Origin of the sequence: Flavobacterium sp. DG1-102-2 (genome assembly GCF_033042555.1) — a bacterium.
Lineage (GTDB): Bacteria > Bacteroidota > Bacteroidia > Flavobacteriales > Flavobacteriaceae > Flavobacterium.
In genome coordinates this window covers 115,775-131,310 of the sequence record NZ_JAWLIK010000011.1, presented here as the reverse complement: position 1 = coordinate 131,310, position 15,536 = coordinate 115,775, and the positions used below count along the sequence as shown (strand labels likewise).

At 39.2% G+C, this 15,536-nt stretch carries 12 protein-coding genes; 6 read left to right on the top strand and 6 right to left on the bottom strand.

Going from position 1 to position 15,536, the window contains the following annotated elements; translation table 11 throughout:
* Positions 1 to 136: 136 nt before the first annotated feature.
* The 5 genes from metQ to R1T16_RS15225 form a co-directional block, all read right to left on the bottom strand.
* Complete coding sequence (gene metQ / locus R1T16_RS15245) at positions 137 to 955, bottom strand: methionine ABC transporter substrate-binding lipoprotein MetQ (RefSeq protein WP_317501984.1); 819 nt, start codon at positions 953 to 955, stop codon at positions 137 to 139.
* Positions 956 to 969: 14 nt separating this feature from the next.
* Positions 970 to 1,623, bottom strand: coding sequence for a methionine ABC transporter permease MetI (metI, locus tag R1T16_RS15240; RefSeq protein WP_317501983.1), 654 nt, complete (start codon positions 1,621 to 1,623; stop codon positions 970 to 972).
* Positions 1,616 to 2,647 (bottom strand): methionine ABC transporter ATP-binding protein MetN, encoded by a 1,032-nt coding sequence (gene metN / locus R1T16_RS15235; RefSeq protein ID WP_317501982.1) that lies wholly within the window; start codon positions 2,645 to 2,647, stop codon positions 1,616 to 1,618. The genes metI and metN overlap by 8 nt, the downstream gene beginning before the upstream one ends.
* Positions 2,648 to 2,658: 11 nt before the next feature.
* Complete coding sequence (locus R1T16_RS15230) at positions 2,659 to 3,663, bottom strand: EamA family transporter (protein WP_317501981.1); 1,005 nt, start codon at positions 3,661 to 3,663, stop codon at positions 2,659 to 2,661.
* 170 nt (positions 3,664 to 3,833) lie between these two features.
* Positions 3,834 to 4,577, bottom strand: a complete 744-nt coding sequence (locus tag R1T16_RS15225) for an alpha/beta hydrolase (RefSeq protein WP_317501980.1) — start codon at positions 4,575 to 4,577, stop codon at positions 3,834 to 3,836.
* Between the two features lie 213 nt (positions 4,578 to 4,790).
* Between R1T16_RS15225 and R1T16_RS15220 the strand changes: the two genes are divergently transcribed.
* Entirely contained in the window at positions 4,791 to 5,114 is a 324-nt protein-coding gene (locus R1T16_RS15220) for an FAD:protein FMN transferase (RefSeq protein WP_317501979.1), read from the top strand.
* A gap of 13 nt (positions 5,115 to 5,127) precedes the next feature.
* Positions 5,128 to 5,442: an FAD:protein FMN transferase gene (locus tag R1T16_RS15215; protein ID WP_317501990.1), complete on the top strand. Its 315-nt coding sequence runs from the start codon at positions 5,128 to 5,130 to the stop codon at positions 5,440 to 5,442.
* 43 nt (positions 5,443 to 5,485) lie between these two features.
* On the opposite strand, the gene R1T16_RS15210 is transcribed toward R1T16_RS15215, so the two are convergent.
* On the bottom strand, positions 5,486 to 8,158 hold the full coding sequence (locus R1T16_RS15210; protein ID WP_317501978.1) for a T9SS type A sorting domain-containing protein: 2,673 nt from the start codon (positions 8,156 to 8,158) through the stop codon (positions 5,486 to 5,488).
* Between the two features lie 367 nt (positions 8,159 to 8,525).
* Here R1T16_RS15210 and R1T16_RS15205 point away from each other — a divergent pair, with 367 nt between their 5' ends.
* From R1T16_RS15205 to R1T16_RS15190, 4 genes are all read left to right on the top strand, one after another.
* Positions 8,526 to 10,562 (top strand): alpha-galactosidase, encoded by a 2,037-nt coding sequence (locus tag R1T16_RS15205; protein WP_317501977.1) that lies wholly within the window; start codon positions 8,526 to 8,528, stop codon positions 10,560 to 10,562.
* Between the two features lie 41 nt (positions 10,563 to 10,603).
* Positions 10,604 to 12,796, top strand: coding sequence for an alpha-galactosidase (locus tag R1T16_RS15200; protein ID WP_317501976.1), 2,193 nt, complete (start codon positions 10,604 to 10,606; stop codon positions 12,794 to 12,796).
* A gap of 68 nt (positions 12,797 to 12,864) precedes the next feature.
* Positions 12,865 to 13,881: a GntR family transcriptional regulator gene (locus tag R1T16_RS15195; protein WP_317501975.1), complete on the top strand. Its 1,017-nt coding sequence runs from the start codon at positions 12,865 to 12,867 to the stop codon at positions 13,879 to 13,881.
* Positions 13,881 to 15,473 (top strand): solute:sodium symporter family transporter, encoded by a 1,593-nt coding sequence (locus R1T16_RS15190; RefSeq protein WP_317501974.1) that lies wholly within the window; start codon positions 13,881 to 13,883, stop codon positions 15,471 to 15,473. Before R1T16_RS15195 ends, R1T16_RS15190 begins: the two co-directional genes overlap by 1 nt.
* Positions 15,474 to 15,536 lie beyond the last annotated feature (63 nt).

The following is a 15,536-nucleotide window of genomic DNA, read 5'->3' as shown; positions in this document are numbered from 1 at the left end:
TATAGACTTGCTTATTACAGAATCAGTTAACGTAGACCGCAGCTTGTTTCATCATTATAGCATATTCATTAAAATTTAAGGTCGGCTAAAAAGTAATTTCACTTTTTAGCCGACCTTGCTTCATTATATAATCAATTTACCAGCCTTTAACAGCCCCTCCTTTAAATTGTTCTTCGGCAGCTTTTTCTACTTCAGCCGACTGATAGGCTTTTACAAATTGCTCTACTTTTTTCTGTGTCTTATTGGTCTCTCTCGAAACGATCAGGTTGACATAAGGGGAGTCTTTATCTTCAACAAATAATGCATCGCGCGACGGCACGAGCCCTGCCTGCGCAGAAAACGTATTGTTGATAATGGCTATAGTTACTTCCTGGTCATCCAGTACGCGTGGCAATTGAGGCGCCTCTAGTTCAACAATTTTAAGGTTTTTAGGGTTAGCTGTAATGTCGGTGACCTTTGGAAGCAATCCGGTGTTTTCTTTAAGAGTAATCAATCCGTTTTTTTGCAGTAATAGCAACGATCGCCCGCCATTGGTAGGATCGTTTGGGATTGCAATCGTACTTCCCGATTTTAATTCGTTAAGCTTTTTTATCTTTTTAGAATAACCGGCGATGGGGTAGAGAAATGTTTTACCTACCACCGCTAATGTATAGCCTCTTTGTTTAGACTGTTCCTCAAGATAGGGCAGATGTTGAAAAGCATTTACATCTATGTCTCCCTGATTAAGGGCTTCATTAGGCACAACATAATCGTTGAAGGGTATAATCTCAACTTCAAGTGCATACTTTTCTTTTGCTACTTTTTTGGCAGCTTCAGCCAATGCATATTCGGGGCCGGATGATACGCCTACTTTGATAAGGTGGAAATCGTCTTTTTTAGAACCGGAGCATCCGCTGAGTACTAATATAAAAGCGATTATTGTGGACAGTAATGGTATTCTTTTTAGTGTATTCATGAGTTTTTATTTAATTATCTGTGATCAAAATGTTTTGAAAGCCGGTCGCCTGCAAACTGGATTAAAAATACCAGCGCAACCAAAAGTATTAGCACTGTGTTCATTATTGCAGCATCATAGCCAATGTAGCCATATTGGTAGCCTATCTGGCCTAATCCGCCGGCACCTACAGCACCGCCCATTGCCGAATATCCGACAAGGGTAATAAGCGTTATAACTGCTGCATTGATAAGGGAAGGCAATGCTTCGGGAAGCAGTACTTTAGTGACGATTTGAAGTGGTGTAGCGCCAAGAGCTCTGGCAGCTTCTATAAGTCCGTATGGCAATCCTAACAAACTATTTTCTACCAAGCGTGCAATAAAAGGAGCAGCTCCAATACTTAAAGGAACCAATGCCGCACCCATGCCTATAGATGTACCTACCAGTCCTCTCGTAAAAGGTATCATCCATACGATTAAGATAATGAAGGGAATGGCACGAAAAAGATTAACTGTAACCGACAGTATCCGATTAAAGATTAGATGTTCCAAAAGCTGACCCTTGCGGGTGAGAAAAAGCAATATGCCAACAGGAAGTCCCAGAATAAATCCAAATAATCCTGATGTAATGGTCATTACAATGGTTTCCCATGTGCCTTTAAGAAGCAAGGAGATGATTGATTCAGACATAGCCTAATGTTTCAGTTTTAATATGGTTGTGTTTAAAATAATCGATAGTCAGCTGCTGTTGGGCATGTTCTCCCGATAACTCCACAAGTAATACTCCAAAGCGGGTGGCACCGGCATAGGTACTCTGTGCACTGACAATATTGGCATTAATGCCAAATCGTTTAGCTGCCTGGGTAAGAAATGGGGCATCGGTGCTTTCGCCGGTAAATTCCAATTTTACAAGTGTGTTATTGCCCTGCTCGTAATGCGTCCTGAGTTTTTCTATGTAAAAATCAGGGACTTCAATATGTAATGCAGAGGCAATAAACTCTCGTGTAAGCTGGTCTTTTGGGCTTGCAAACACTTCGCCTACAGTCCCTTGTTCTACTAATCTGCCATGGCTGATAACTGCGACGCTGTCGCAAACAGCCCTTACCACTTCCATCTGATGGGTAATCAATAATATGGTAACGTTCAGTTTTTTATTGATGTCTTTTAAAAGGTTCAAAATGGAACGGGTAGTAGCAGGGTCAAGGGCGCTCGTAGCTTCATCACAAAGTAGCACCTTAGGATTATTTGCAAGAGTACGCGCTATGGCTACCCTTTGTTTTTGCCCCCCCGAAAGACTCGCAGGATATTCATTTACCTTTTCTGTTAAGCCTACCAGTTCAAGGAGCTCATTGACCCGATGGCGAATTTTATCTTTAGAAAGTCCCGCAAGCTCCAGGGGAAAAGCTACGTTGCCAAAAACCGTGCGTGATGAAAGCAGGTTAAAATGCTGAAAAATCATGCCTATCTGTCGTCTTTGCAGGGCGAGTTCGCTGGCAGAAAGCTGCAAGAGTGCTTTTCCGTCTACCAATACCTCTCCGGTTGATGGCCGTTCCAAAAGATTAATACAACGGATGAGCGTGCTTTTTCCTGCCCCCGATGTCCCGATGATTCCAAATACGGAACCCTCAGGGACAAAAAGTGAAACATTAGTGAGGGCATTTACCGTTCTTCCTGATTTGGAAAAGGTCTTGCCCACATTTTTCAATTCTATCATAAAGTCTAAAATTAGGAATGCGTAAAATGACGATAAGGATCGCCAAGCCTTTTTATAATACGAATAAATGGACGCCAGCGTACTTTTGTCCTTTTAGTAATGGTATAGGTTGTACTATTAGTTAATAAAACACCAATTAATATAATGATAAGTCCCCATGACTGGGTTACAGAGATGCTTTCTCCGGCAATAAGCCAGCCGGCCAGTACAGCAACTACAGGATTTACATAAGTATGTGTACTCACTAAAGCCGGAGGCCTTACCGATAGTAACCAGATGAAGGAAAGATAGGCGGCAATAGATCCAAAGAAGATAAGGTACAAAAGGCCGCTCCATGCTTCAGTTGGCACCGCTGAGACGTTAAAAGTTCCCCATTCGCCAATTGTTGTCGCTACCAATAAACTTACTATCCCGCCCACAATGAGCTGTTGTCCTACATTCATAAATATTGAATGGGATGAAGCCCTGTTTTTAGAAAACAGCGATCCTATTACCCAAATTACTGAGCTCACAAAAAGCACACCTATCGCAATAACTCTCAAGTCGGCATGTTCGCTATGTGACCCATTCAAAAGGCTGTCCTTCACAAATAGGAGTAACCCACCGATACCAATTAATAATCCGGTTATTACAAGTGGACTGGAAAAATATCTTTTCCAGTTCTTACGATCCATAATGATGAACCAAAATGGCTCGGTTGCCATGATAATAGCAGCCTCTGTAGAAGTTACATATTGTTCTCCCCATGCAACAAGGCCTACGCCGGCGGCTAGTATAAATAGTCCTGGTATAAAATTTTTATACCAGTTGATGAGTGAATTTGGTTTTTCGCCCTTACTAAAAAGCCATGTAAGGATAAGTATACCGGCAATTAAAAAACGAAAGCCCGAAAGTATAAATGGAGGAAAGCCTTTTAGCCCATAAGTTATTGCGAGGTATGTTGTGCCCCAAATGATATATATACCTGCAAAGGCAAGTATAATTCGAAATTTAAAATTGTTGATAATAGTATTCATAATAAAAAGTGGTTGCAGCGTTAAATAAAAAAGCCCTCTACAAAATGATGTAAAAGGGCTTAAGCAAATATTATTTTTTATAATCAGGCATAAGGACTTCTACAACATCGCCGTTCAGGCATGCAGCAACACATCATAATTGTAATATGTGTAGGTAGTAGTTTCATGGCTTATGAATTAAGAAATTCTTCCAGTTTTTTATTGAATTCTTCAGGCTGCTCCATCATTGGGGCATGTCCACAATGATTTATCAGGTGAAGGTGGGCATTAGGCAGTAAAAAGAAAAATTCTTCTGCTACGCTTAACGGAGTCACTATATCCTGCATTCCCCATATTAGCAGCACAGGGCAGGCTATGGTGTAGAGTGTATCCTTAAGATTTTGGTTTCTTGCAGCCTTAGCTGTGCGCACTACAGACAGCGCTTTTTCTCTATCCTGGATTGTGGCATATACGTCCTCAATCAACGCATCGGAGATTGCTTCCTGATTATAGAATACTTCTTTTACCTTATCTGCAATAAACTCAAAGTCGTTGATCCTTGGGAAAGAAATATCTAATGAACTCTCATAAAGGCCCGAACTTCCGGTTAAAACAAGTTTCTGTACATCTGTAGGATATTCAAGGGTATAAAGTAATGCTATATGGCCGCCAAGCGAATTGCCAATAAGCACAGGATCAGTAATGTTATTTAAAATGATATACTCCCTAAGAAAGGAAACATAATGGTCAAGGTTTGCTTCTTTTGAGTTCTTTTTATACAAAGGTAATTCCGGTATATAAACGTTGTGAATCTCTTCAAACTTAGCTTTAACAGATTGCCAGTTGCTAAGGTTGCCAAAAAGCCCATGCAAAAGAATAATATTCTTTTTTTTAAGTTTTGTCCCGGATAAGGATGTTGATGAAATTTGTTCCATAATTCGGTTAGTATTGGAAATTATGCCACAAATGTAATATAATTTTATTAGTCTACTAAGTTAATAGACTAATAAAATTAATTTATAGATTTAAAAAAATAAATGAGCATTAAAATTATGATTTGCAGATAACATAAATGATCCTCGTAACCTGATACAGGTTTATTATTTTTGTGGTGTAATAAATGAAGGCTTGATATAAGTTTTGCGGCCATGGACCAGATATGGAAGTTTAATGGCAGCATTACAGAGATGCCTTCTCCCGAAGCTGTAAAAAATCGGTTGAGAGAGTGGGGGTATAAAAATATAGTCCTCGATAATGAAAGATATACCATTTTTTTAGCTAAAGAAGGAATGAAAATAGGATTTGGGTCAATAGGTAAAGGTTATGCCGCCGATAAGGCTCGCGAATTTAGGATTTCTAAAGGGGTAAAATCCGTAATTATAAATGCTTCGGGCGACATGAACACTTGGGGTAAGCAGCCTGATGGAAAAAGCTGGACCATTGGTGTTACTAACCCATTAAAAAAAAGATAAGTTACTTGCTGTAATTACTTTAACCGAAAATGCAATAGTAACTTCAGGCAGGTATGAGCAATTTGTTCTGCTGGAAGGCAAAAGATATGTGCACATCATAAAACCTAAAACGGGTTATCCTGTAACCGGTATTTGCAGTGTAACGGTTTTAGGTGCGAGTGCAGAAATGGCAAATGGTTTTTCTACAAGCATAATGGTTTTGGACAAAGAAACCGGCTTAAACCTAATAGAACAATTCTCCGGGCTAAGCTGTATTATCGTTACAGATACAGGCGAGGTTGTAAGCTCAAAAAATATGAAGTCAGGTAACAGAAGCAAAAGTATATAAAAAAGGCGCCATTTTTTAGAATGGCGCCATATAAGCCTAATTCTTAGCCTTTGATAAATTTATAATTTTTCTTTTCCTTACCAGATTGTATAACAGATAATATATAAAAACCTTGCGGGAGTTGTTTCACATCAATCTCCGGACTTTCACTACCTGTAATTTCCAAATTTCCGCTCCACACTGTTTTGCCGGAAAGGTCGGTAATATCAAATTGAGCTGTTTCATTTATCGCTGTAGCAAAATGAATATTTATATAATCGCCTGCCGGGTTAGGGTACGCATAGCCTAAAGCTGTACCTCGTGATAGCTGATTGCGGTCCATAATGTCATTGTTTATGGAATACAAAGCCGCATCACTCGCAGGTATTGTAACAGAAAGTGCATCACTGAAAGTTGTTGTCATGTTGCCGTAAAGTTCCTGCACATTATACGTACCGGCTGTTAAACCTATTCTTGCTGCATCTATTGTTATCGGAGCGGAAGTGTTTTGATAATTAAATACAGCAAGGTATGTTGTGCTGCCGTCTTTAGCGTAAAACAGCCTCCCTGCATTATTACCTGAATTTCCGTCTACAGGTCTCCATTTTAATTCTTTGCGTGCTGCATTCATGACAAGCATGTTTTGCAGGTAGTTTTGTGACTTAGCTACCCACGGCCCGCTAACAGAATAATCGTCTCCGCTTATTATAGTTCCGGTAACAATAGAACTTAATAATCTTGCCTTGTTTTGGCCGTCTGAAACATTTCCAAAAACAATATGATCTGCATCTATGTAATCGTACATTTCATTTTGCCACCATCCGTAATTAGTACTGTTTAATGTGTAATCGGTATCGCCAATACTACTGTAGGCATCGCATGCAATACGGCGCATATTTGCATAGGGGCCGGTAGCCATGTTAGGAGAGATAGCAGCATATACCAGCATTTCATCACCAATGGCATTAATAAGGTATTCCATACCTTCTTTATAAGCCTCCATACCTGTATGTATCTGGTTGTTGTAATACGAGTCGGCTTCTAAGCTGGCATGGGTAATAAAATCGATTTTTATCATATCAAAATTTGCTGCTTTAAACCTGTCAACAAAATAGTTAATACGTTCTTTTGTAGCAGGATGGGTAGGGTCTATGGCGTATGCACCATCTAATTCAATTGGATTGCCATTTACCTTTGTCCAGCACTGCTCATATTGATAAGAGCTTCCTTCGACAGATCGGTTCCATTTTCCCCAGTCTACAAAAGGCGCCCAATAAATACCAGCCTTAAATCCATTTGTATGGCAGTAGGCAGCAAACTCAGCGAGTTGCGTGTCGGTCATATTGTCCCAGTACGAATCAAGGTCTATGTAAAGTGTTCCATCCTGAGTTCGGTAAGCGGGGCAGTCGTCTGCAAAAAAGTCAACAACATCTTTTGTTTTCTGAAGGTTAATGCTGGTCTGCATAGCACCCCAGCTATTCCATCCCATTGGCTTTGATGCTGTCCAGTCCGCAACAAATTTTGGATGCATGGCGGCATTTGCCTGTCCATATTCTTCAAATGCTGTTCTCCAGTCATCGTTAGCATTGATCATAATTTTAGGCGATTCACATAGTTCCTGTCCTACACTTACCCATCCGTGGCCGCGCTGGTCGCGTGTAATACCCTGGTTCATCCATCCTGCAATTACCTGAACATATGCCGTCTGGTTACTGCCTCCGGAAACTGTTATACCGGTTTTCCAGTGGTTATGATCTATAGAGCCTATTACAAACCCTTTGCGATTATCGTTATTATAAATGTTACTCACCTCGCTTGCCGTAAAATCGGCAGCGTTAAGAGGAAATGCGTTGTAACGTATCCAGGCATCATTATCATAAGGTACAAAAACGGCACGTGTATCGCCTGTACCTAAAGCAGGACTTACCTGATAACTTGTGAGTGGTATCATTTTATAACAATTTGCCCCGGCTCCGGTCAAGGCTACCTGAATTGCAAGATAATTTTTGCCGGTATAGGTATAAAACACCTGCTGCATGTTATTTGTAAAACCTCCCGAAAGGGTAAATATATGTTTTGTACCACTGCCTATATTATCGGTAAAAGATTCGCTGCTATAAGCCACACTGGTATAGCTGCTGCTTACATTGTTCTGGTTACCGTATGCATTTGACGAAGCATTTGTTACCACCTTAACACCATTAAAATACAGGTTATAGGTTTTATTAGCAAGGTCATATACTATCTGGCTGTTTGTACCAAAGTTTATACTTTGTGTTTGCGGTGTACCAAGGGGAGTCAAAACAAATTTATCAAGATTAGGTGCCCATGAAACAGTGTTGTCCCATAGTAGAGCTATCGTACCTGCATTTAAATATACCTGGAGGTTTTTACTTGAGGCGGTACTCCATCCGCCGCTTGGTTCGCATGGTACAGCAATGGTAGATGCTGTACCTGCTGTAAGCCGAATTGTACGCGGATCGTTTGTAGCATAAAACAGCTCGAGGTTATACCATCCCGCAGTCGAAATAGTTACGTTAACCGATACGCTGCCGTCGCCACCAAGGTTACCCACCAGGCTGCCTGAACAGGAATCGCAGCCTTGTACATTGGCGTTTCCTGAAAGTGTTCCGGTTTCAAATTCATACGTTTGGGCAAAACCGGCCATAGAGATTGCCATAAGCAAGGGTGTAAAAACCTTATGGACTTTTTGAAATGTAATTTTTTTGATAGTCATAAATTTTTAGATTGGTTAGATAGAAATTCATTTATTGTTCTGTACTATGCTATACTATTACAATACTACAAAAAATAATGATATAAAAATTACTGACTTATTTTTAGTGAATGAAAAATATTAAGCTGAAAAGCTGATTATTTGACAATGAGCTGTCTTCCGTTGAAAATGCCGTAATACATTCTATTTTGAAAAAAATATCCTGATTAAATGCTATTATATTTTGATAATTTATTATTTAAATAAACAGATTTAATAAGGTAATGTTGGCCAAAAATTTTTTATGAAAACGTTTTTTATAAATAAAAAGTTGTAACATTGTAGAATAGAATAGTACAACTTAAAGTCAAAATAAAATAATAGATTAATGAGGCAACGTTATGTTTCGTTTGCAGGTAAGGTCTTTCTTGCAGCATTTTTATTTCTTTCTATAGTGGATGGTATCGCTCAAAAACAATATAAAATGGCGTACGGGCGTCAAGGGACCATTGTATATAATCATGACACAGCAGAATTTACCGTAACATATAACGGAGAACAAATTTTTAGCAATGCCGGTGCTGTATTCATTGTAAATGGTAAAAAAATAAAATCGTCAGATTATAAGATAGCTGAACTCAGCAAAGAAAATTTTACCGATGCTCTGGGTAAAGGCGTTAAGTATATTGCGGCATACAAAGAAAAAGGACTTCCTGATGCTTTACAAATTTTTTACACATATACTGATAAACCTTATTTTCTTACACAGGTTGAAATAAAGGGTAATGCAATAGAAACAAATTACATTTCACCTATTGCTAAAGCACAGGTAAATTTTGATGATGCTAAATCGCTGAACACCGTTTTTGTACCTTTTGATAACGATGCATTTATAAGTTATGATTCAAAACCTGTTAGCGCCATTAAAGAAAGTAACAGTGCCGAAGTTGGCATACTCTTTAATAATACTACCCGAAATGGACTTATTGTAGCTTCGCTCGAACATACTATATGGAAAAGTGCTGTACAAACCGAAAACGCAGCAGGTAGAGTGAATATTAATGCATGGGCAGGGTATACAGAAAAGACTGTTACACGTGATACTATTGCCCACGGAATGGTAAAAGGAGATAAAGTTGTTTCCCCAAAAATGTTTGTTGGATACTTTGCCGACTGGCGCAAAGGTATGGACGAATTTGCAAAAGCGAACCGTTTAATAGAACCACCGTTTGTAAAAAACTGGGATAAACCTACACCTGTTGGCTGGAACAGCTGGGGTGTACTGATGGACAAGATAACGCTGGAAAATACAAAAGCTGTAACTGATTTCTTTGCCGATTCGATTCCGCAGTTCAGGGTAGGTAACACCGCTTACATTGATCTTGACTCTTTTTGGGACAATTTTGACCGCGGAAGTAATGATATGATCAAGCTCAAAGAATTTGCAGATTATTGTAAAAGCGAAGGACTTGAGCCCGGTGTTTACTGGGCACCATTTACTGATTGGGGCTGGAAAGACGGACCGAACAGGAAAGTTGAGGGTACAAACTATACTTTTGGCGAATTGTGGACCAAAGTAGGAAAAGGCTATTTTGAGTTTGATGGAGCCCTTGCCATAGACCCTACACATCCCGGAACGCTTAAGCGTGTAGATATAATGATAGGCAAACTTAAAGCGTGCGGTTTTAAGATGATTAAGATAGACTTCCTGGGACACGCGGCAGCTGAATCTACTTCATTTTATGATAAAAATATAACAACAGGCATGCAGGCTTACAGGGTAGGGATGGAGCATCTTGTAAAAGCACTTGACGGGCAGATGCTTATTTATGCTGCTATTTCGCCGAGCCTTGCCACTTCACGCTATGCACACATGCGGCGAATTGCCTGCGATGCATGGAAAACCATAGAGCAGACACAGTACACGCTTAATAGTGTAAATTATGGATGGTGGCAAACGTATACCTATAATTACATTGATGCAGATCATGTTGTATTTGCAGATGAGACTGAGGGCGAAAACCGTGCGAGGCTGATCTCTGCAGTAATTACCGGAACACTTATAACCGGAGACGATTATTCTAAACACGGAAACTGGAGCAAAAAGGCCAAAGAATGGCTGGGCAATAAGGAACTGCTTAAGATAGTTTCAAATGGTAAGGCATTCCTGCCCGTTGAAGGAAATACAGGCACAAAAACTTCTGAGACATTTATCAGGCAGATAGGAAATGATTGGTACCTGGCGGTTTTTAATTATGGCGTTGAAGCTAAAAAATATAATCTTCAGTTAGAACGCCTCGGTATTTCCAGAGGTTTATACAATCTTACCGATTTATTTACCGGAAAGGTGATAAAAACTACCGGGGATGAAATTATTTTGACGCTTGGGCCTAAAGATGGGCAGCTATACAAGATTGTTAGGTAATTATTTAAAACATAAAGAACAATATATAATACAATTATACCATGAAAGACATAAGGCAATCTCTTGCGTCAATCCTGTTTTTAGTGGGCGGCGGGCTGCTGCCGGCTACAGCACAACAGATTATACCCATTTCAACAAAAAATAATGCGCTTGTCCTACAGGTAAATGCAGATAAAGAACTGAATACTATTTATCTTGGTAAAAAACTGGCGAATGAAAGCGAATATGCTGCGATTGCTTCGCAATATCGTCAGGGAAGTGATTATACCGGGATATATAACTCGGCATACACACCTGCAGGGTCAAAAAACCTTTTAGAGCCTGCTATTGCCATAATACATACTGATGGAAATACATCTACTGACCTGCATTACGTAAGCCATAAAACGAGTGCTGCAGGTAATGGAATTTCGCAAACTGAAATCATTTTAAAAGACCCTGCCTATCCTGTTGAGGTTCATCTTTTTGTAAAGTCTTACGAAGCCCAGGATGTTATTGAGCAGTGGACTACAATATCTCATAAAGAAAAAGGAAACATAACGCTTAATAAATATGCTTCGGCAAACCTTTACCTGAAAGGTCAGAATGATTTTTGGTTAAACCAGCATTATGGCGATTGGGCGGCAGAAATGAAACCTGAAGAGGTACGCTTAACACACGGTATAAAAACCATAGACTCTAAATTAGGGTCGAGAACAAATATGTTCCAGCCTTCAAGTTTTATGATATCATTGCACAAACCTGCAACAGAAGATGAAGGCGATGTACTGATGGGCGGCCTTGAATGGTCTGGTAATTTTAGGAATGATTTTGAAGTTGACCCGCTTAACAACCTTCGCATACTATCGGGGATCAATAATTTTAACGGAGCTTACAAGCTAAAAAAAGATGAAGTCTTTACTACGCCTAAATTTTGGTTTACGTTATCGCATGAAGGTAAAACAAAGGCAAGCCATAACCTGCACAACTGGGCACGCGAATATAAGATACTTGACGGTAAGGGAGACCGACTTACGCTGCTGAACAACTGGGAAGCTACTTATTTTGATTTTGATGAGGCTAAACTAAAAACACTTATCAGCGACAGTAAGAAACTAGGTGTAGACCTGTTCCTGCTTGACGATGGCTGGTTTGGCAACAAACATCCCCGTAATGCAGATAATTCTTCTCTAGGCGATTGGGAAGAAAACAAGAAAAAGCTCCCTAACGGAATTGCTTCGCTTGTAAAGACAGCTAAAGATAACCAGGTTAAATTTGGTATCTGGTTGGAGCCGGAAATGGTAAGCCCTGCAAGTGAGCTGTACGAAAAGCATCCTGATTGGGTAATCAAGGAAAAAAACAGGCCTGAATATTATTTCAGGAATCAGTTAGTGTTAGATCTGTCCAATCCTAAAGTACAGGATTTTGTGTATAGTGTTGTAGACAATCTATTTACCAAAAATCCTGAATTGGCCTATATAAAATGGGATTGTAATGCAGTTATCTATAACGCACATTCATCTTATCTTGGCGCTAATCAGTCAAATTTATATACCGATTATGTAAAGGGGCTTTATAGTGTTCTTGAACGAATCAGAAAAAAATATCCAACTGTGCCAATGATGCTTTGCTCAGGCGGCGGCGGAAGGGTAGATTATGGGGCGCTGCCCTATTTCACGGAATATTGGCCAAGCGATAATACAGATCCATTAGAAAGGATATTTATACAATGGGAGTATTCTAACTTCTATCCTGCTTTAGCATCTGGAAATCACGTCACCGATTGGGGAAAACAGTCGATTAAATACCGTACAGACGTCGCGATGATGGGTAAACTTGGCTTTGATATTGTGGTAAGCCATCTTAATGAAAATGACCTTAAGTTTTGTCAGGAAGCTTTAAAAAACTATGGTACTCTTAATAAAACGATTTGGCAGGGTGACCAGTACCGTTTGCAGAGTCCCTGGGATAATGATGCAGCAGCTGTAAGTTATGTGAGTAAAGATGGAAGCCAGTCTGTACTGTTTACCTATATGGTTAACAACCGCTATAATACAGGCACGTTGACACCGATAAAATTAAAAGGGCTTGAAGGCAATACTAAATATAAAGTTGAAGAAATAAATGTTTATCCGGGTAAAAAGGCATCTTTTGAAACAGCCGAATACTCTGGTGATTTCTTAATGAATGTAGGTGTTAATCCAAATGCAACTACATCTAATACAAGTGTTGTATTAAAAATCACACGTAAATAACAAAAATTAAAATATATTTGTATTTTATGCAAATAACGCATGGAATAAGCAGAATTTAGCAACGATTTATGAAGGAAATCATTCAGCAGATTAAAAATTTAGAGTCTGTAAGCTCACTTTCAAAACATGAGCAGCTGGTACAGGGTATCATTAATGCCATAGACGAAAAAGTAGTTACTAAAGGTGACCTCATGCCTTCTGTAAATACCATTATAAACGAATTGGGCTTTGCAAGGGAAACTATTGCTAAAGCGTACAAAGAGCTTATTCACAGGGGTATCATAGAATCTAAGAACAGGCTTGGTTATTTTGTTGCTACAGATGATGTGCAACAGGAACTAAAAGTGGCACTTATCATTTTTGCATTCGATATTTTTCAGGAAACCTTTTACGAAAATTTCAGGAAGGGGCTTGGTAAAAATGTACAGCTGGATATATTTTTCCATCACAATAACTTTGATACTTTTGAGCATATGGTGCATAGCGTAAAGGGCAAATACGGAATGTATGTTATTGCGCCTATACCAAATGCCAAAACCCCCGGGCTTCTTAAGCTGCTGCCTACAAGCAGGGTACTTTTAGTTGATCGAAACCTGGATACCGACGAGGATTATAATTTTGTGGTTCAGGAATTTGGAGATTCTTCATACAAGGCTTTTGTTCAGCTTAAGGACAAGATCAAAAAATATGATGAGATCGTGTTTTTCTTTAAGCCCTCTTCGGCAGAGCCAAATGAAATATTAGAGTCTTTTAAGCGATTTATGAAAGATTACGATATTAAAGGTGTTATTAAGGAGGGATATGAATCGGGATCGCTTGAGAAAGGAAAAGTATACTTTACCATTCACAACCTTGAACTTTGGGAAATGCTTAAAGATACCAAACTTAAAGGTTTTAAGCTGGGCACCGATATTGGTTTTATTTCGCACAATGATGATATCGTAAAGGAAATAATATTTGACGGTGTTACTACATTTAGTACGGATTTTGCCGCTATGGGTAAAAAAGCAGCAGAATTTGTACTCAACAGAAAAAAGATTCAGGAGATTATACCAACAGTGCTAATTAACCGTAATTCGCTGTAATGGGCTTTACAACAATTGCAAGTTTTTTATTTTTTACCTGTCTTGTAGCTGTTATATCCTGGTTTAAAACACGCCGGAAAATTCAGCAGACTACAGATGCTCATTTTTTTGCCGACAGGAAAAACAATTTCTGGATTGTAGGGGGTGCGCTGCTGCTTAGTAATATTAGCGCAAATCAATTTATCGGTGAGAACGAGTCGATTTACATCAATAACATGAGTGTGATCGCCTGGGGTGTGAGCTCTGTTCTTGCAATGATAATAACCGCCGAACTTTTCTTGCCGATATACTTACGCACCGGTGCCATGACAATTCCTGATTTTTTAGGGAAGCGTTATGATGATTCAACCAGAAAGCTTGTAAGTATTGTTTTCCTGGCAAGTTATCTTATCAATTTATTGCCATCTGTATTATATGGCGGAGCTGTTGCCTTTACAGGAATGTTCAATTTTCTTGAGCCTTTTCAGTTAACGTATTGGCAAAATATATGGATAATGGTCTGGCTTATTGGTACAATAGGTACAGCATATTCTGTATTGGGTGGGCTCAGGGCTATCACGATATCAGATTCCATACTGAGCCTTGGCTTAGTGACTATCGGTATTGCAATTCCTTACTTCGGGTTTAAATATTTAGGTCACGGCGATTTGATGGAGGGTATGCAGTTGGTGTTATCACATAAAAAAGAACATCTTAATGCAATTGGCGGCCCTAAAGACCAAGTGCCATTCGATACCATATTTACGGGTATGTTTATCATTAACATGTACTACTGGGGTATGGAGCAGTATATAGTACAGCAGGCGCTGTCTGCAAAAAGTTTATCACACAGTCAGAGAGGTATGGCATTAGCGGCGTTCGGAAAGCTGCTTGGCCCTTTCTTAATAAACATACCGGGGCTGATAGGAGTGCACCTTTTTGACAACCTGGCTAATACTACAGAAGTATTTCCGCTTGTAGTGAAAAACGTTTTGCCTAAGTTTATGACGGGGCTAACGGCTGCCGTAGTACTCGGTGCTGCAATTACAACTTTTAATGCAGGCCTTAACAGCAGCAGTACATTATTTACCCTGAACCTGTATAAAGACTGGAAAGAAAAAAGAGGTCACAAATCTACCGAAAGTGAGCTCGTAAGAGTAGGAAAACGGTTTGAAATTGCCATAGCGCTTTTGGCAATGTTTGCAGCGCCATTTATTATTTTTTCAGATACCGGATTTTACACGTATGTGCAGCAACTCTCAGGGATGTTTAGTGTTCCTGTATTTACAATTGTTATAATTGGGTTCTTTACAAAAAAAGTTCCTCCACAAGCTGCTAAAACAGGAATAGTATTTTTCATTGCATGCTATATACTGTTTAATTATATCCTGAAGACAAATCTTCATTACCTGCATATCCTTGCCATATTGTTTTTGCTCACATCATTATACATGCTGCTGGCAACACGGTTTTATCCTCAATATACTTATAATGAGATAAAATTTAATGCTGTTCCTCTGTCGCCATGGAAAAGCCGATATTTATTTTACGTATTGTTATTAGCTGGCATGGTGCTCATTTTTACGTTATTCAGCAGAGCGGGTATCGCCTAATTTAATACGCTATTTTAGCGTTTTGATTCATTTTAACGCGTATAAATAATAGTATCAAAAAAT

Coding starts and splice junctions, on each gene's coding strand:
- metQ (WP_317501984.1), bottom strand. CDS start 955: ATGAATACACTAAAAAGAATACCATTACTGTCCACAATAATCGCTTTT.
- metI (WP_317501983.1), bottom strand. CDS start 1,623: ATGTCTGAATCAATCATCTCCTTGCTTCTTAAAGGCACATGGGAAACC.
- metN (WP_317501982.1), bottom strand. CDS start 2,647: ATGATAGAATTGAAAAATGTGGGCAAGACCTTTTCCAAATCAGGAAGA.
- R1T16_RS15230 (WP_317501981.1), bottom strand. CDS start 3,663: ATGAATACTATTATCAACAATTTTAAATTTCGAATTATACTTGCCTTT.
- R1T16_RS15225 (WP_317501980.1), bottom strand. CDS start 4,577: ATGGAACAAATTTCATCAACATCCTTATCCGGGACAAAACTTAAAAAA.
- R1T16_RS15220 (WP_317501979.1), top strand. CDS start 4,791: ATGGACCAGATATGGAAGTTTAATGGCAGCATTACAGAGATGCCTTCT.
- R1T16_RS15210 (WP_317501978.1), bottom strand. CDS start 8,158: ATGACTATCAAAAAAATTACATTTCAAAAAGTCCATAAGGTTTTTACA.
- R1T16_RS15205 (WP_317501977.1), top strand. CDS start 8,526: ATGAGGCAACGTTATGTTTCGTTTGCAGGTAAGGTCTTTCTTGCAGCA.
- R1T16_RS15200 (WP_317501976.1), top strand. CDS start 10,604: ATGAAAGACATAAGGCAATCTCTTGCGTCAATCCTGTTTTTAGTGGGC.
- R1T16_RS15195 (WP_317501975.1), top strand. CDS start 12,865: ATGAAGGAAATCATTCAGCAGATTAAAAATTTAGAGTCTGTAAGCTCA.
- R1T16_RS15190 (WP_317501974.1), top strand. CDS start 13,881: ATGGGCTTTACAACAATTGCAAGTTTTTTATTTTTTACCTGTCTTGTA.